The following is a 17,935-nucleotide window of genomic DNA, read 5'->3' as shown; positions in this document are numbered from 1 at the left end:
TATCCTCCAATATCCTATTTTATTTATTCACCAGCATGTTTAATGCCCAATATTTCAAGTTCTTTTTCATTTAATCCAATACCTCTTAGCATTAATCTGTTTCCTTTAAGTGCTTCAACAGAGTTAATACCCATGCCACCCATCATTTCTTTTATCTCGTTCTTCCATGCGGTAATTAAGTTATATAGTTTTGTACAACCATCGTTTGAATCTAGCCTTTCAACTAACTCAGGTTGCTGAGTTGCTATTCCCCAATTACACTTTCCTAGATGACAGCTTCTGCATAGATGGCATCCTAGAGAGATTAAAGCTGCTGTTGCAATATAAACAGCATCAGCACCCAATGCAATTGCTTTTATTATATCTGCACTGTTTCGTATGCTTCCACCAGCTATAATAGAAATATTACCTCTTATTCCTTCTTCCCTAAGCCTTTGGTCAACACTAGCTAGTGCTAGTTCAATAGGGATTCCAACATTATCTCTAATTCTTGTAGGTGCAGCACCAGTACCTCCTCTAAATCCATCAATTGCTATTATGTCAGCTCCAGATCTAGCTATTCCACTTGCAATTGCTGCAATATTATGAACAGCAGCTACTTTTACAATAATAGGTTTTTTATATTCTGTTGCTTCCTTTAATGAATAAATTAACTGTCGTAAGTCTTCTATAGAATATATATCATGGTGAGGCGCAGGCGATATAGCAGAACTACCTTCTGGAATCATTCTTGTTTCAGAAATATCTCCTACAATTTTACTTCCTGGTAAGTGGCCTCCAATACCAGGTTTTGCACCTTGCCCAATTTTAATTTCAATTGCAGCTCCAGCTTCAAGGTAATCCTTATAAACACCAAAACGACCAGAAGCTACTTGAACGATGGTATTTTTACCGTATTTGTACAACTTATTGTGCAAACCGCCTTCACCAGTATTGTAAAGTATACCAAGTTGCTCTGAAGCTTTTGCTAGGGCTTCGTGGGCATTATAGCTAATTGATCCGTAAGACATTGCCGCAAACATAATTGGTGCTGCAATTTCTAACTGAGGTTCAAGTTTTGTAATAAGTTTTCCATTTTCATCTCTACTAATTTTATTAGATTTTTTCCCTAAAAAAACTTTGGTTTCCATAGGTTCTCTTAAAGAGTCAATAGGTGGATTTGTTACTTGAGATGCATTAATTAAAATTTTATCCCAATATACTGGGTAATCATTAGGATTTCCCATTGAAGATAAAAGAACTCCACCACTTGAAGATTGCTTATATATTTCTTCAATAGTACTTTTAGTCCAATTTGAATTTTGTTTAAATGTGTAATCCGCTTTAACAATTTTAAGAGCATTAGTAGGACATGTAGCAATACATCTATGACAATTTACACACTTCATGCTATCATCAGTCATTATTTTTAATTTGTCATTATAATTATGTACTTCGTTGGCACACTCGTTTTGACATATTTTGCAATTTATGCATTTGCCTTTATTTCTAATAACTTCATATTCAGGGTAAAATAAATTCATAACCATTAGTTAGTGCCTCCATTCAATGTTACTATAATAGGTTCTCCGCCTTTTGGAGACCAAATTCTTGTTGGGTTTGGTTCAATTACTCTTATTGCACATTCTTCACTAGCTACATAAAACATGTCTTGTTTTTCAGCTACAACTAAAGAACGAAGCTTGAGTCTATCATTTAAGGCCATTAAACCACCATCAAATCCTAGCAGTATAGAAAATGGACCTGTAATTAAAAGGCTGCTGAATGTGTTTCTGAGATATTTAAGTTTTTCTTTTTCTTCTTTGTCTTTTCTTTCTATAGTTGTCCAAAAAGGCGCGGCTATAACATTAGCCATTTCTTGAAGGGTAAGTCCTTGTCTTCTAACAAGATAATCTATAATATAAGTAATAACCTCGGTATCAGTAAGCAAAGTGCATTCATATCCGAACATTTCCATATATCTTCTATTAGCATCATAAGATGAAATTTCACCATTGTGAACCACTGAGTAATCCAAAAGTGCAAAAGGATGTGCACCACCCCACCAGCCTGGTGTATTTGTAGGGTATCTACCATGTGATGTCCAACAGTAACCATTATATTCTTCAAGTCTGTAAAAATTTCCTACATCTTCCGGATAACCTTCAGCTTTAAAAACACCCATGTCTTTTCCGCTTGAGAATACATATGCTCCATTTATTTGTGAATTTATTTTTATTACACACCTTGCAGTAAATTCTTTTTCATCTAGTTGACTTTCTGCTAATTTTGAGTGCCTTGGTGCTACAAAATACCTCCAAATTAAAGGTTCATTAGTAATTGAAGCTGTTTTTCGTATTGGTATTTTTGAAAGATTTTCTAAATCAAAATGATTTTCTATAAACTTTTCGCATTCTAGTTTAGCATTTAAATTTTCATAAAAAACGTGAAATGCATATAAGTCTTTGTATTGAGGATATATTCCATATCCTGCAAATCCTCCACCCAAGCCGTTTGAACGGTCATGCATTGTAGTAATAGAATCTATTATTTTTTTTCCATTTATATTTTCTCTATTTTTTGAAAAAATTCCTGATATAGCACACCCTGAAGGTATCCTGATTTGTCCCTCTTTTTTCATACGATTTCTCCTTGATTTAAATTTGCATATAAAAAAGCGCTCACTAAAACAATGTTTTGCAAAAACAAAAAATTATTTTAATGAACGCCTTTGTTCATTTTGGTGATTATATTATAAGTTAGTAATAATGTCAAGTTTTTTTTAAGGTTAAATATCACCATTTCTGATTGATTCATGCATTCATTAGTTATAAAAAAACTGCTGTTATTTTATTTTCGTTCCATAGATTACTTATCCTTAACAATAGTCTCGCAACGTGCATATACTAGTCTAAAGAAAGGAGTATATATATGATAACGCATGTTGTGAAACCAGGTGAGAGTATATATTCAATAGCCCAAATATATAATGCATCACCTCAAAAAATAATTAGAGATAATGAGTTAGAGGACCCAAATAATCTAGTAGTTGGTCAAACTCTTGTAATTCTTTCTCCTAGTCAAGTTCATGTTATTCAACCTTTGGAAACTCTTCAAGGTATTGCAAATATGTATAATACTACAACGGTTAAACTTTTACAAAACAATCCGTTCATTTCTAATGCAAATATTATATATCCGGGTGAAGAGCTTGTAATTAGTTATGATGGACCGAAGAGAGGATCTATAGATGTTAATGGATATGCATATCCTAATATAGATAAAAAAGTATTGTTAAAAACCTTACCATACCTGACTTATTTGACCATATTTACTTATGGTATAACACCAGAGGGTGAGTTAATAGATATTGAAGATGAAGAGTTAATACAAATGGCTAGAAATTATGGAGTAGCTCCTATAATGCTCATTTCAACATTAACTGATGAGGGGACATTTAGCAACGAATTAGCAAGCGCAATTCTTAATAATGAAGAAGTTCAAAATAACTTGATAGATAACATTTTAGAAAATCTAAAATCTAAAAACTATTATGGTTTGGATGTGGATTTTGAATACATTTTACCAGAGGACAGGGAGCAGTACTCTAAATTTATAGAAAAAATAGCAACTAGATTAAATGCAGAAGGTTTTCCAGTTATTACAGCATTGGCTCCGAAAATATCCTCAGATCAAAAAGGCCTTTTGTATGAGGCTCATGATTATTCAGCATTAGGAGATGTTTCAAATAAGGTATTGCTTATGACTTATGAATGGGGATATACCTATGGACCAGCTATGGCTGTTGCGCCAATTGATAAAGTCAGAGAAGTTTTGGATTATGCCGTTACTGAAATAAATCCTGAAAAAATTATTATGGGAATACCAAACTATGGATATGATTTTATTCTTCCATATGTTAAAGGAAAATCAAAAGCAAATTCACTTTCAAATGTCGCAGCCGTTCAACTAGCTAAAAAGGTAGGAGCACAGATTCAATTTGATGAAATCTCAAAAGCGCCTTATTTTATTTATTATGATTCAGAAGGAAGACAGCATAGAGTGTGGTTTGAAGATGCAAGAAGCATAGAAGAAAAATTGAATTTGTATGATGAATATAATTTTGACGGTGTAGCATTTTGGAATATTATGAAGTACTTTCCACAAAGTTGGTTAGTTATTAATTCATTGTATGATATTAAAAAGGTTATATAAATAAATTATAATTAAATAATTTGAGTGAGACAGTCTCTGCGATTGTGACTGTCTTGTTTTAATAAATCCTTATAATTGTTAAAAAATGGTTATATTTTATTTACCAGTCATTTTTAGACCAAGTTAAGCATATATATAAAATAAAATATGTTTTGAGAATTAATATATTATTATAGTATTAATTTTTGAGGAGGTTTACATGAACAATAAGAATAATAATTATAGAGTTATGAAATTTCTTGAACCTGTGAACAAATCAGATAAATCTAAGGGATACGTGCGACTTGATATAAGAGGTATAAGGGGAACTTTAATCGTATCTGTAGAAAATTTAGGGGATGGTAAGTCATCGAGTGAAGTTTATTTGTACAAGGATAAAAATAACAAAATTAAAGTTGGAACTGTCAATAATAGAAAAGGGATGATCAAAAGGACTATTTCTCTTGCAAACAACAGTACTAATTTTGAAGATTACAACATTTGTGGCGTTGTTAAAGATAACAAAATTGTATTATATGCAAATTTATTCAATGCTGCAAATCTTAATGATGTTAGGAAACTTGAGGAAGATGTACAAGTAAAGCGTATTGAAGAAAGTTATGAAGAAAATAAAAATACATCTAGAGCGGATGAAGTATCTGTTAATGAAGAATATGAAGAAATAAAAGAACCAGGAGAAACGGAAGAAATAGATAGGGCAGAAAATGAAGTAGAAAATGAAGTAGAAAATGAAGCAGAAAATGAAACATCGGATGAAGCGGAAAATCGTGTTGAAGAAAAAATGGAATGGGAAAAGAAACAAGTTGTTTCTGATGAAGTTAATGTTTCTAAAAAAGATGAAATTATTCAAGAAGAGCCCAAGTCCTTACAAGAAAAGGATTCAGAAATGAAAATTACCAATAACGAAGAGGAAACAGTAGAAGGTGCCTCGAAAAAAACAGCGTATAAAAACAAGTTTGAAGAAAATTTATATACTATATTAAAAGAATATAGACGAATAACTCCTTTATCTGTGGATATAAAAAGTATGTCGTGGTGGAAAATTCCATATGATGACAGGGGCGTTAAAAACGGTTTTTTACCATACTACGACCAAATAATAAGTTCGTATTATCCATATCCTATGTCAAATAGGGTAACTACTTGCCATAGCTTAATGAGAAAGTATGGATATTATTTATTTGGAATATATAAAGATAATAATAAAAATATTAAAAAATTTGTTTATGGTGTGCCTGGTGAATTTAAAAGAGAGGAACAGCCATATAAAGGAATTACAGGGTTTAAAAATTGGTCATATAAAAACAAAGAAATCAATGGTGATTATGGATTTTGGTTAGCTTTTGTTGATTCAAGAACAGGAGAAGTAACAGAACCTCCACAAATAGTTGGGTAAATAGTACTGTACAAAGTAATAAAAGTTTGTTATAATATACGAGAACTATTCATAAATAAAGGAGATTAATAAACAAATGCCGCCAATTAGTACTCATATGCACTTTGGTAAAATTTTTATTGAAAATTCTGAAGATGAAATAGACATACTTAGTTTTATACTTGGTATTGTATCACCAGATACTTTTAGCGATGATGATACTTTTGAGGAATTTCATTGTTTGGACGAAGATGGAAATATTGATGTAAGAGAATTTTATGAAAAATTCGACTTGAAGAAGTTGAATTTACAACAAAAATCATTTGTTCTAGGATACTATTCTCATATATGGTTTGATGAATACTACAAGTTTAATGCAAGTAGGTTGACGGTACATAATTGTCGAGATATTCCTGATGAAGAGTTGGGTATTGCAGTTAAAAACACTTTGAAACATTATGATATTAAAGCTGTTGGAAATTATTACAGTAGTATAATTTTTAATATTGATGATTATAAGTTTAGTATAGGTTTAAAAGAAGTAAAACATATAAGTGTTAATAGGGCAAAAGAAATATTAAAAGAGTATTTTGAAGAGTTAACACCTGAAAAAATTTATACAGAATTGATTGAAGAAGTAGAATATATGAATTTCATACGTAAGAGTTGTAGCAAAATAATTAAATCTCTATAGACAGTTAACTTGAACTATTTATTTAGTTTATAACTTTGTGATGAACTTTAAAATAAAAACTCCGTTAAAGGGGTTTTTATTTAATTTTTAAATTGACTGTTTAAAGAAAATATAATATAGTATAAAAGAGTAAACTCTTTTAAAGATAAGGATGATAATTGTGAAATATAAATACGTTTTTTTTGATTTTGATGGAACGCTTGCGGACACAGAAGAGGTTAATTTTGTTATATATCAAAAATTAGCTGAAAAATATAATTTGAGGAATATTACGTTAGATGAATTAGGTCACCTGAAAAAAATGAGTGCCAAAGAAATTATAGAGTATGTAGAATTAAAAAAGAGATATTTACCATTCATGCTTAAAAGAGGAAAAAAACTTTTAACTCAAGATATAAGGAATGTTAAGTTGTGTAAGTCTGATATTTTGGATATTGTAAAACAGATAAAAAGCTTAGGCGTAAAAGTTGCTATAATTACAACTAATTCTAAAACAAATGTAGAGATGTTTTTAGAAGAACATAATGCTGATTATTTCGATTTTATTTCAAGTTCTACAATGTTTGGAAAAGAATCAAAAATAAGAAAAATTATGAAAAAGGAAAAACTCAAAAAAAGTGAAGTTCTTTATGTTGGTGACGAAATAAGAGATATTCATGCAGCAAACAGGGCGGGAATAGATGTTGCATCTGTAGGGTGGGGCTATAATACAGTTGAGAGTCTTAAAAAAAACAAACCAAAATATTTAGTTTATGAATCAGATGAATTGTTAGATATATGCAAACAAGAATAGTAATAAATACGAATTAAAGGCTAATTGCTTTACAAATTATTCGTATTTATTCTTTTTTTGTTATAAAAATATAAAAAATCATATATTATTTCTTGCATTCATAAATTCGTTATGCTAAAATACAAACTATAATATTAATAGACGGAGGTATTATATGAGTAAAATGATTTATACGATTAAACCCGAGCATCACAGTGTTTCTGAACTTACTAAAATTTTAGAGGAACACCCCGAAATACAATTTGTATCATTTATGGGTATAGATATTGGTGGAAATGGTACAGATGAAAAAATTCCAATAAAGTTATTTTTAAAAGACATGGAAGAAATGTTAACACATGGGATACAAACAGATGGCTCAAGTGTTGAACTTCAAGGTATCGCAGTATTGAATGATGCCAGAGTAGATATTTTACCTGATGTGGATTGTATATGGTTTGTTGACTACAATTACGAGTATTATAATGATGAAAATGGTCTTCCAGTTGGTACATTAAAAATACCTTCATTTATTGTTCACAGTGGCAAGAGAGTTTGTTCTAGATCAATATTGAAGAAATCTGTTGAAAATTTTTCTGGTGTTTTGAAGGAAATTTTGCGAAAAAATCCTGAGTTAACAAACAAATACGGTTTTAAATATGAAGATATAGATGAAGTTTTATTAACATCTGCAACTGAATTAGAGATGTGGGTTAAAACTCCAGAACAAAGTGCAGATTTCGAAGAGTTATATACTTCACAAACACTAAAAGAGCAATATTGGAAAAGAACTATGGGAACGGTTAGGACTGTTCTTGAGAAAATAATGGATCAACTTGAGCGTTATGATCTAAAACCTGAAATGGCACATAAAGAGGTTGGTGGAATTACAAATACAGTTGATGCAAAAGGTAGAATAACTCATGTTATGGAGCAGCTTGAAATAGATTGGAGATTTTCTAATGCTTTGCAAACTGCTGATAATGAAATTATTGTTAGAGAATTAATTGAAGATCAATTTAGACATCATGGCTTGGAAGTTTTATTCAAAGCAAAACCTATTGAAGGAGTTGCTGGAAATGGAGAACATACACATCTCGGTGTTGCTGTTAAATTAAAAAATGGAAAAAGAATAAATTTATTTGTTCCTAATGATATGAAAACAGATTACTTAAGTGAAATTGGATATGGTTCATTGATGGGTTTACTTAAAAATTATGAAGTTATAAATCCAATTGTAACATCAACTAATGATGCTTTTAACAGACTTAAGCCTAAATTTGAAGCGCCTGTTTGCATAGTAACTTCTTTGGGGGGAACAAAAGAAGCGCCGTCTAGAAACAGGTCAGTATTAGTTGGAGTTATAAGAGATGTAGCTAGTCCTCAAGCTACTAGATTTGAATTGAGATCGCCAAATCCATTTTCAAACACATATCTTGTAATAGCATCATCATATCAAGCAATGCTAGATGGAATTATAAACGTAGTCGATGCTAAAATGTCTACTCAAGATTTAGAAAAGGAAATATCAAAGAAATATGGAGAAGTTGCAGTATATTTAGAAAAAGACAGGGAATACAGAAGTGAAGAAGATGTTTTTGAATGTTACACAGAGGAAGAAAGAGATAAGATTTACGGTAAAGCACCTGCAACGGTTTGGGAAAATGTGAAAGGATTTGATTCTAACATATCTAAGCAGGAAGTTCTTAAAGTGGGTGATGTCTTTACTGATGAAATTATTAATTCATTTAGAATATGTACTATTGAAAAATGGAAAAATGAACTTAGTGGAAGGATTATTCATAACAATATAGCTCTTTTAAAAACATTTGTTAAACTTCATAGCGAACAAGACCATGCAACAGATTTAGATGTTGTTACATGGGAGAAAATTGTATATCTTAAGACAAAGCTTATGAAAGATAGCATGACTAAAAAATGTATATTTACGAAGATAAAAAATGCGCTAGATGAAGGAGATTATGAAACAGCTTCAGACTTGCAAAAATCAATGAATGAGAAAATGACAGAAATTAGAGCATTATATATAGAATATAAGAAAAATATTTTCTAATAATATATAAAAAAATTAAGGTGGAGTTAACTAACTCCACCTTAATTTTTTTAATATATCTAGCAATGTAAAAAAATTCATATTATGATTATTTATTAGAAAATTATAAAATATTTTGTAATAGCTATTTACAAATTTATATTTTTGTGCTACTATATTGCTATGGTTAAAACGTATTCCTTTATGAAAATTTGATTTTGAGGTTGTGTTTTAGCTATATGGCGTGATTTTAATTTTTTAAATATCTATGAATTGTTGTTTTATTCTAAATTGATAACGTTTTTAAATTTTTAGTGGGCTTATACTTAAAATAGCAAATTGGGGCTATAATTATTCTTTTATCATTTTATAATAAACCTATTGTATATTTAAAAAATAACAATCACATAAATATTATATTGTGGAGGGAAAAAATGAATAAAGAGACAAAGCAAAAGAAACAACCGACATTATTAGTTTCTATAATACCTGTAATTTTAACTATTGCATTATTATCAGTGTCACTTGTGAAATTTGGAGCGGATGTGCATATGCCCCTTTTAATGGGAGCTATAATTGCTTCAGCAATAGCGATTTTCAGTTTGGGATTTACATGGAAAGAAATTGAACAAGGTATTGTAGAATCTATCGGAAGTACAATGCAGGCTATATTAATACTTGCAATAGTTGGTTCTTTAATAGGTGTTTGGATTGCAGGTGGTATAGTTCCAACAATGATTTATTATGGGTTACAAATATTATCACCAACATTTTTCTTGGTTGCATCAGTTATAATATGCAGTATAGTTGCATTGGCGACAGGTAGTTCTTGGACTACAGCAGGTACGGTTGGTGTTGCTCTTATTGGTGTTGCTCAGGGACTTGGAATTTCTACACCACTAGCAGCAGGTGCGATTATATCTGGAGCTTATTTTGGTGATAAAATGTCTCCAATGTCTGATACTACTAACTTAGCTCCAGCTATGGCAGGTTCAGAACTATTTGACCACATTAAGCATATGTTTTATACAACATCGGTTTCTTATGGTATTACTCTTGTTATTTTCTTAGTAATAGGATTTAGATATGCTGGACAAGAACTTGATGCAGTAGCGATTAATGGTATTTTAGAGGCTATTTCAAGTATTTATATTATAAATCCATTACTTATGCTAGTTCCTGTAATAGTTATCGTAATGGTTGCTATGAAAGTTCCAGCATTACCAGGTTTAGTTACAGGTGTAATCCTTGGTGCAATTTGTACTGTTTATCAAGGTGGAGACTTTGGACTTATTCTTGATGCACTACAATATGGAGTTGTTGCTGAATCTGGACATGAAATGGTTGATGAATTGTTAACTAATGGTGGATTACAAAGTATGATGTGGACTATATCGTTGATTATGTGTGCTTTAACATTTGGTGGTGTTTTAGAAAAAACAGGTATGATGGCTGTTATAGCAAACAAATTATTAAGTTATGCAAAAAGCACAGGTTCTTTAGTACTTGTGACAGTTGTTACTTGCTTATTTATTAATATCCTTTGTGGAGATCAATATTTAGCAATAGCTCTTCCAGGTAAAATGTACAAAGATGAATTCCATAAGAGAGGTTTAGCTCCAAGAAACTTATCACGTGTACTTGAAGATTCAGGAACTGTTACTTCAGCACTTATTCCATGGAACACTTGCGGAGCTACAATGTCTACATTCTTAGGAGTTCCTACATTAGCATATTTGCCATATTGTTTCTTCAATATTTTGAGCCCAATAACAACTGTTGTATTTGGATTCTTAGGAATTACAATTATGAAATTGGAAAATGATCCAGCTGCTCCAGAATATATTGGACCTAAAAAAGCAAAAGCTTAATTTAGCAAATATAAATTACATGCAAAACCCTGTGATTAACAACAGGGTTTTGTTTTTTTATGTCACTTATAACTTGTAAAATGAAAACGATTCACAATGATAATAATAAATTTTCATTGTTTTTTTGAATGCTTAATACGTATAATTAATTTTTTCATTGTAATAATAAGATTAATTGTTAAATTATGAAGCTAGTATGTGACAGATAATTAAAATTTTGGAGGAAATAAATGAGTAAAGAAACAAGAGAGAAAAAGCAGCCAACGTTGCTTGTATCAATAATTCCTGTAATTATAACAATAGCATTGTTATCTGTGTCAATTATAGTCTACGGAGCAGATGTTCATATGCCTTTAATAATGGGGGCGATTGTTGCAGCAGTTATAGCAATTTTCGGGTTAGGATATACATGGAAAGAAATTGAACAAGGAATTTTAGATTCTATCGGTGGTACAATGCAAGCTATATTAATTCTTGCTATTGTGGGATCGTTAATAGGTGTTTGGATAGCAGGCGGTATTGTTCCAACAATGATTTATTATGGATTACAAATATTATCACCAACTTTTTTCTTAGTTGCTTCAGTTGTTTTATGCAGTATAGTTTCATTAGCAACTGGTAGTTCTTGGACCACAGCAGGAACAGTGGGTGTTGCACTTGTGGGTGTTGCTTCGGGACTTGGAATTTCAGTTCCATTAGCTGCAGGTGCCATTATATCAGGGGCATATTTTGGAGATAAAATGTCGCCAATGTCAGATACTACAAATTTAGCGCCAGCTATGGCAGGAGCTGAATTGTTTGACCATATTAAGCACATGTTTTATACAACTTCAGTTTCTTATGGGATAACTTTAGTTATATTTTTTATACTTGGATTTAGATATGCTGGAAGTGAACTAGATACTACAGCAATAAACGGAATTTTAGATGCTATATCAAGCGTGTATACAATAAACCCATTACTTATGTTAGTTCCTTTAATAGTCATTGTTTTGGTTGCTATGAAAATTCCAGCTATACCAGGATTAATTGTTGGGGTAATTCTTGGAGCACTTTGTACGGTTTACCAGGGAGGAGATTTTGGGGCTATATTGGATGCCCTTCAATATGGAGTTGTGACTGAAACTGGACATGAAATGGTCGATGACCTATTAACTAGAGGAGGCTTGCAGAGTATGATGTGGACTATATCTTTAATTATGTGTGCATTGACTTTTGGTGGAGTTCTTGAAAAGACAGGTATGATGGAAGTTATTGCAAATAAACTGTTAAAATTTGCAAAAAGCACAGGTTCGTTGATTTTGATAACAGCTGTAACAGGGATGTTTGTAAATGTACTTTGTGGAGATCAATATTTGGCCATAGCACTACCAGGTAAAATGTATAAGAATACTTATCATGATAGGGGATTAGCTCCAAGAAACTTATCTCGTGTTCTTGAGGATTCGGGTACTGTAACATCAGCACTAGTTCCATGGAATACATGTGGAGCTACTATGTCAACCTTTTTAGGAGTCCCTACATTAGCTTATTTACCATATGCATTCTTTAATATTTTGAGCCCTATTATAACTGTAACATTTGGATTCTTAGGAATTACAATTTTGAAATTGGAAAATGATCCGTCTTCACCTGAATATATTGGTACAAAAAAATCTAGATAACAAATAAAAAACAAAATCATACTTATTACAGGATGATTTTGTTTTTATTATATTAAATTTTATATATTTATGTTTCTTCTTTCAATTTTAAATCCTATATGACTTTCGATTTCTGATAGAATTTCCATATCTTTTTTTGCAGTAAATAAGCATGTATAACCATTTTCTCCTGCTCTACCAGTTCTGCCGATTCGGTGTATATATGATTCTGCGTTTTCTGGCATATCGTAGTTGTATATATGATCTACACCACTTATATCAAGACCTCTAGATGCTACATCAGTAGCTATTAAATACTGAATATCACCACTCCTAAAAGATTTCATTACTTTTTCCCGTTTAGATTGAAGTATATCACTATGAAGTTTTTTACAGTTATATCCCTTGCTATGCATTGATTCCTCAAGCTTATCAACTCTAATTTTCGTTCTACAAAATATAATAGCCATAAAAGGTCTATCCTCATCTATTACATTAAATAACGCATCTTGTTTATTTCTGTCTGTAGTTTCTACAACTTGTTGTACTATATTATCAAGTGTTACATTATCATTTTGTATGGATATATTTATAGGGTCATTCATATACTTATAGGCAAGCTTTTTAACTTGCGAATCTATGGTAGCAGAAAAACATAGCGTCTGTCTTGCTTTGGGTGTATGACTAATTATGTTTTCAACTTCCTTTTTAAAACCCATTAAAAGCATTTGGTCAGCTTCATCAATGACAAGAATTTTAAGCTTATTTAAATCAACAGTTTTTCTGCTTAAATGGTCTAAGAGTCTTCCTGGTGTAGCAATTATAATATGTATATTGCCTTTAAGTTTTCTTATTTGTGCAGAAATGTCTTTGCCACCATATGCAGATAAAATGTTTAGGTCCTTTGCCTTTTTTAACTTCATTGCTTCATCTGTAATTTGTATTGCAAGTTCTCTCGTTGGAGTTAAAATAAGTGCTTGAATATCTTTTGATGTTGGAGATATATTTTCAAAAATTGGCAATAAAAATGCAAGTGTTTTACCTGTTCCAGTTTGTGCCTTTGTAATTAAATCTGAACCTTCATTAATAATACCAAAACACTTTTCCTGTACAATTGTAGGGCTTGTTATTCCATTATTTTTCAAAACATTTATAATATCTTCATCTATTCCTAAATTTTTAAAATTCATTTTTTTACCTTTCATTATTTAAATAGTTTATATATAGTATTATAGCACGATTATACAAATTTTACTAAAACTTTTAATTAAATATCTTAAAGAACTGAAATTAGTTTAAAGAAATATTGACAAGTTAACGTTTTCGATGTACTATTAAGTAATTAACATTAAAATATTTTATAGCTTAAATTTGTTCAAATATACAAAATAATTATACCGACATATAATTATCTTATGTTATCAGGGGGTAATGGGAGAGTATTATGAATTCTAAATTTAAATATGAAAATGAATTAAACAAACTTATCGAATGCGAAGAAAATTTTGCATTTTTTATAAATTTAGCAAAAGAGAGTGTAAGAACAGCACCTGAAGCATTTAAAGAAGTTTTTGATAATGTTCTTGAATTTGCTAAGGCAAATAATCTCAATATTTCCAAGGGTTGGTCATACTATTATCTTGGATGGTATTTCTTTGACTTATCCAAATACGATGAAGCAATAGAAAATTTTTTATTATCACATGATGTTTTTGATACTCATGAATGTAAAAAAGGTGTAATTTATTCTTGCAATGGTTTGACAAATATTTATTGTCAAATTGGACAGTTTATGTTGGCAAATGAATGGGGCTTAAAAGGGATTTACTTGGCTGAAGAAATAGGGGAAAAAGAAGAGCTTGTAATACTACTTATAAATATAGGAATAAATTATATACAAATGAAAGATTATTATAAATCTAAAGAAATTTTAAATAGCATAAAAATGCTAAACCATGAATTAACCAAACGTCAGATTGTAGCATGTAAACTATGTTTAGCTGAAATAGAAATTAACATAGGTAATCCAGCAATTGCACTTGTTTATTTGGACGAGGTGTCTAAAATGGATGATGAATTAACTGTTGATACTAGTGATGCATTTAAATTGAAAGGTATGGCATATGTTAAGATAAATGAATATGAAATGGCGAAAAAAGAATTTGTAAAAAGTTATGATTTTTCAAATTTGCAAGGTTACACTTACGAAAAATGCTGTGCTTTAATAGAGTGGGCAAAGCTTAGTTATTTGATAAAAAGGCAGCATGAGGCTATAAACGTACTTAAAGAAGTAGCAGATATTGCAAAATCTTCTAAGTTTATAATAATATTAAAAGATACATTTCATCTATTATATGAAATGTATAAAGAACTAGGAAATCATAAAAAATCCCTTAGATATCTTGAAGAATATATTTCAATAGATGATCAAATATATGATTATGAACAAAATCAGTTAATGGCAAAAATGAATATAAATCATACTAAAAGAGAAGCAAATTTATACAAGCTTCTATATGATAAGACTGAACTTTTATCTTCTATAGGTCAAAAAATTATTTCAAATCTAGATTTGAATTCAATTATAAATATTATAAATAAAGAAATATATAAACTAATAAAAACTGATATTTTTGGTATTGCTGTATACGATACTACAATGGAAGAGGTAGCATTTAATTTTGTAAGGGGAAATTCAGATTTGATAGAGACTATACCATTTAACATTAATGATGAATCATCCTTTGGTGCATATTGTTTAAAAAATAAAGCAGATATTATAATTGGCGATGTAGAACAAGAATATAGTAAGTATGTAAGTTCAGATTATGTTAATCATAATGATAGCAAATTTGAAAAATCAAGAATTTATACTACACTTATTATAAAGGGAAGGGTTGTCGGTGTCATGACAGCACAAAGTTATATGGAGAACACATATGATACAAACGACCTAAACACACTAAAAATAATAGCTAATTATTCAGCAATAGCTATTGATAATGCTATGTCTTATAAAAAAATAGAGGATATAGCAACTTATGATAACATGACTGGTTTCTTGACGAGGTTTGAGATTATTAGACTTGGAGAAATTATTTATGAGAAGCATAGGAATAAGCATAATAGTTTTTGTGTAATAATGATAGATATTGACAATTTTAAATCAATAAATGATTCTTATGGACATGTCTATGGAGATAGAGCTCTAAATAAAGTTACAAGCTCAATATCACAATGTATAAGAACTACAGATTATATCGGTAGATATGGTGGTGACGAATTTTTGTTAATATGCCCAGGAGCAGATCAGAAAGAAGCTATAGAGGTTGCGGAAAGAATAAGGAACACTATATGTAATAATAGTTATGTAATAGATGATGAAGTAACAGTAAATATAACACTTAGCTTAGGTGTATATGAATTTGGTAAGAATGATATGTCCTTTATTGATGGGGTGAAAATGGCTGACAAATATTTATATAATGCTAAAAAGGGTTCAAAAAATAAAGTGGTTAGTAAATTAAAATCTAAGCATACTAAAAACTGATTTAATAATAATATATTTAGGAAAGCATAGAAGTATAAACTTTACATAAAGTTTTTTTATGCTTTTTATTACATTTGAATTTAAACAATATCACTTGGGAGCGCTGAAAATAGTAGTTCTTTAATTTCCATTAGTTCTTTAAATATTTATATAGTGTTGTCAAATTGTTGTCATATTGTTTTTAAATATTCGTCAATTTTATTTGCAGAAGTTAGTTTGTCTTTTTCTTGCAAGTGCGTATATATGTCCATCGTCATACTAGAACTGGCATGACCTAACCATTCTTGTGCTTCTTTAACTCTTACACCGGCATAATAAAGCATACTCGCATAAGTGTGTCGGCATTGGTGGTAAGTAAAATCAAAATCACATATATCACAATATTTATACCTTAAATAACTTAATCTTCTCATTGTATATTTCGTGCTTTTATATTTAAAAATATAGTCTTTTGAGGAATCTATTGTTTTAATATTTTTAGTATCTAATTCTTTCAAAATATCTAATAGCGGTTGAACTATTGGGATATTTCTAATACCAGCTTCAGTCTTAACATTCTTTTCATCGTCTTCAATTACGCTCAAATATTTTTTCTTCATATCAACATTGGACCATGTCAGATTTATCAACTCGTCAATACGCAATCCACTATAAATAAGCATTAAGCATAATTTTTGAATTTCATGAGGAGTGTTTTTAATAATATTAATTTGTTCGTTTGTTAAAGGTTCTTTTGATTTTTTATAATATTTTTTTGAAGTTAATCCTATTGCAACATTTTTAGACACATAGTCATTTTCAACCGCCTTGTCTAGCATTTGAATCATAGTCGATAAAAACATTTTCGATGCAGTAACATACTTGATTTGATTAAGAACAGCTTTAACCTGAGCTTGCTTCAGTTCTTTTAGTTTTATATGCTCAAAATTAGGTTGAATATACTTATTAATAGTACATTGATAGTTATGCTGTGTATTATCGTCAAGGTCGCCTTTGTATACCTTTAACCAATCTATGGACCATTTGTAAACTGTCATTCCTTTGTCATCAATAATAACACCTTTATCCACTTGCAAAGTTAATTCTGCTACTTTGAGATCCAGTTCCTTTTGTGTATTTGCGTAGATCATCTTTCTTTTTAAAGTCCCATTTGTGTTTCTGCCAATAGTTACGTTTTTGCAATACCTACCATCTGATCTTTTCTTTTGTTTAGCCATAATAAAAACATCCTTTCTATTACAAAGTTTTATTGCAATCTAAAGGAAGATTTGATATAATCTATTTGTACATAAATTAAAATCCTTTAGATTTTTCCACGCAACTTGTTCCTTATAAAACAGTAGCGTGGTTTTTTTTATATTATAGACCATTGATTCGTTTTATGCAATAAAAAAAGCAGCCTATTGACTACTTAGTATCATTAATATATTCTTCAAGTTTATTCATTCGATTGTTAAACTCATTTTTTAATTCTTTAATTTGATCTTGTAAACTCAATTTGTCTAGATATGTTCTGTTTTCAAGTCCTAGTAAATAGTCAAGGGACACATTGTAATATTTAGCAATTTTTACAAGCATTTTTATCTCTGGCAGTCTAGAATTATTTTCATAACTAGAATATCTCTGTACAGTAATATTTAAGTCTTGTGCAACTTGTTTCTGTAGTAATCGTTTGTCTGCTCTTAACTTTTTCAATCTATCACCAAATATATTATCCATGTCACACGCCCCTATATCATTACACCTTAAAGTATAATATATATAATTTATATATACAACTAAA

General features: G+C 30.2%; 13 protein-coding genes. 8 read left to right on the top strand and 5 right to left on the bottom strand.

From position 1 onward, the window contains the following. Positions 1–23 precede the first annotated feature (23 nt). Together J2Z76_RS02495 and J2Z76_RS02490 are read right to left on the bottom strand one after the other, a co-directional pair. Positions 24–1,529, bottom strand: a complete 1,506-nt coding sequence (locus J2Z76_RS02495) for a glutamate synthase-related protein (RefSeq protein ID WP_209510397.1) — start codon at positions 1,527–1,529, stop codon at positions 24–26. Beyond that, positions 1,529–2,620, bottom strand: a complete 1,092-nt coding sequence (locus J2Z76_RS02490; protein WP_209510396.1) for a class II glutamine amidotransferase — start codon at positions 2,618–2,620, stop codon at positions 1,529–1,531. Before J2Z76_RS02490 ends, J2Z76_RS02495 begins: the two co-directional genes overlap by 1 nt. 290 nt (positions 2,621–2,910) lie before the next feature. Here J2Z76_RS02490 and J2Z76_RS02485 point away from each other — a divergent pair, with 290 nt between their 5' ends. The 7 genes from J2Z76_RS02485 to nhaC (J2Z76_RS02455) all read left to right on the top strand — a co-directional run bounded on the left by J2Z76_RS02485 (position 2,911) and on the right by nhaC (J2Z76_RS02455) (position 12,623). After that, positions 2,911–4,194: a glycosyl hydrolase family 18 protein gene (locus tag J2Z76_RS02485; protein ID WP_209510395.1), complete on the top strand. Its 1,284-nt coding sequence runs from the start codon at positions 2,911–2,913 to the stop codon at positions 4,192–4,194. A gap of 199 nt (positions 4,195–4,393) precedes the next feature. Then, positions 4,394–5,590, top strand: a complete 1,197-nt coding sequence (locus J2Z76_RS02480; RefSeq protein ID WP_209510394.1) for a hypothetical protein — start codon at positions 4,394–4,396, stop codon at positions 5,588–5,590. A gap of 76 nt (positions 5,591–5,666) precedes the next feature. Continuing rightward, positions 5,667–6,263, top strand: coding sequence for a hypothetical protein (locus tag J2Z76_RS02475; RefSeq protein ID WP_209510393.1), 597 nt, complete (start codon positions 5,667–5,669; stop codon positions 6,261–6,263). Between the two features lie 160 nt (positions 6,264–6,423). Continuing rightward, positions 6,424–7,056, top strand: coding sequence for an HAD-IA family hydrolase (locus tag J2Z76_RS02470; RefSeq protein WP_209510392.1), 633 nt, complete (start codon positions 6,424–6,426; stop codon positions 7,054–7,056). Positions 7,057–7,210: 154 nt separating this feature from the next. After that, positions 7,211–9,109 (top strand): type I glutamate--ammonia ligase, encoded by a 1,899-nt coding sequence (locus J2Z76_RS02465; protein WP_209510391.1) that lies wholly within the window; start codon positions 7,211–7,213, stop codon positions 9,107–9,109. A gap of 413 nt (positions 9,110–9,522) precedes the next feature. Then, positions 9,523–10,959: a Na+/H+ antiporter NhaC gene (gene nhaC, locus J2Z76_RS02460; RefSeq protein ID WP_209510390.1), complete on the top strand. Its 1,437-nt coding sequence runs from the start codon at positions 9,523–9,525 to the stop codon at positions 10,957–10,959. A gap of 230 nt (positions 10,960–11,189) precedes the next feature. Next, a complete protein-coding gene (gene nhaC, locus J2Z76_RS02455) occupies positions 11,190–12,623 on the top strand; it encodes a Na+/H+ antiporter NhaC (RefSeq protein ID WP_209510389.1) in 1,434 nt (477 codons plus the stop codon). 59 nt (positions 12,624–12,682) lie between these two features. Here the strand turns inward: nhaC (J2Z76_RS02455) and J2Z76_RS02450 are convergent, their stop codons facing one another. After that, positions 12,683–13,792 (bottom strand): DEAD/DEAH box helicase, encoded by a 1,110-nt coding sequence (locus J2Z76_RS02450; protein ID WP_209510554.1) that lies wholly within the window; start codon positions 13,790–13,792, stop codon positions 12,683–12,685. A 254-nt stretch (positions 13,793–14,046) separates the two neighbouring features. Between J2Z76_RS02450 and J2Z76_RS02445 the strand changes: the two genes are divergently transcribed. Further along, on the top strand, positions 14,047–16,152 hold the full coding sequence (locus J2Z76_RS02445) for a sensor domain-containing diguanylate cyclase (RefSeq protein WP_209510388.1): 2,106 nt from the start codon (positions 14,047–14,049) through the stop codon (positions 16,150–16,152). A gap of 170 nt (positions 16,153–16,322) precedes the next feature. Here the strand turns inward: J2Z76_RS02445 and J2Z76_RS02440 are convergent, their stop codons facing one another. Then, positions 16,323–17,369, bottom strand: coding sequence for a tyrosine-type recombinase/integrase (locus J2Z76_RS02440; RefSeq protein WP_209510387.1), 1,047 nt, complete (start codon positions 17,367–17,369; stop codon positions 16,323–16,325). 190 nt (positions 17,370–17,559) lie between these two features. Continuing rightward, positions 17,560–17,871, bottom strand: a complete 312-nt coding sequence (locus J2Z76_RS02435) for a helix-turn-helix domain-containing protein (RefSeq protein ID WP_209510386.1) — start codon at positions 17,869–17,871, stop codon at positions 17,560–17,562. Positions 17,872–17,935 lie beyond the last annotated feature (64 nt).

The organism is Sedimentibacter acidaminivorans (genome assembly GCF_017873955.1).
Lineage (GTDB): Bacteria > Bacillota > Clostridia > Tissierellales > Sedimentibacteraceae > Sedimentibacter > Sedimentibacter acidaminivorans.
The sequence above is the reverse complement of the archived record's forward strand: the minus strand, read 5'-3'. Positions and strand labels throughout refer to the sequence as shown.

What these genes read in the sequence shown, in the direction of transcription:
- nhaC (WP_209510389.1), top strand. Translation starts at nt 11,190, where the DNA reads ATGAGTAAAGAAACAAGAGAGAAAAAGCAGCCAACGTTGCTTGTATCA.
- J2Z76_RS02490 (WP_209510396.1), bottom strand. Translation starts at nt 2,620, where the DNA reads ATGAAAAAAGAGGGACAAATCAGGATACCTTCAGGGTGTGCTATATCA.
- J2Z76_RS02475 (WP_209510393.1), top strand. Translation starts at nt 5,667, where the DNA reads ATGCCGCCAATTAGTACTCATATGCACTTTGGTAAAATTTTTATTGAA.
- J2Z76_RS02445 (WP_209510388.1), top strand. Translation starts at nt 14,047, where the DNA reads ATGAATTCTAAATTTAAATATGAAAATGAATTAAACAAACTTATCGAA.
- J2Z76_RS02440 (WP_209510387.1), bottom strand. Translation starts at nt 17,369, where the DNA reads ATGGCTAAACAAAAGAAAAGATCAGATGGTAGGTATTGCAAAAACGTA.
- J2Z76_RS02450 (WP_209510554.1), bottom strand. Translation starts at nt 13,792, where the DNA reads ATGAATTTTAAAAATTTAGGAATAGATGAAGATATTATAAATGTTTTG.
- J2Z76_RS02485 (WP_209510395.1), top strand. Translation starts at nt 2,911, where the DNA reads ATGATAACGCATGTTGTGAAACCAGGTGAGAGTATATATTCAATAGCC.
- J2Z76_RS02495 (WP_209510397.1), bottom strand. Translation starts at nt 1,529, where the DNA reads ATGGTTATGAATTTATTTTACCCTGAATATGAAGTTATTAGAAATAAA.
- nhaC (WP_209510390.1), top strand. Translation starts at nt 9,523, where the DNA reads ATGAATAAAGAGACAAAGCAAAAGAAACAACCGACATTATTAGTTTCT.
- J2Z76_RS02480 (WP_209510394.1), top strand. Translation starts at nt 4,394, where the DNA reads ATGAACAATAAGAATAATAATTATAGAGTTATGAAATTTCTTGAACCT.
- J2Z76_RS02465 (WP_209510391.1), top strand. Translation starts at nt 7,211, where the DNA reads ATGAGTAAAATGATTTATACGATTAAACCCGAGCATCACAGTGTTTCT.
- J2Z76_RS02435 (WP_209510386.1), bottom strand. Translation starts at nt 17,871, where the DNA reads ATGGATAATATATTTGGTGATAGATTGAAAAAGTTAAGAGCAGACAAA.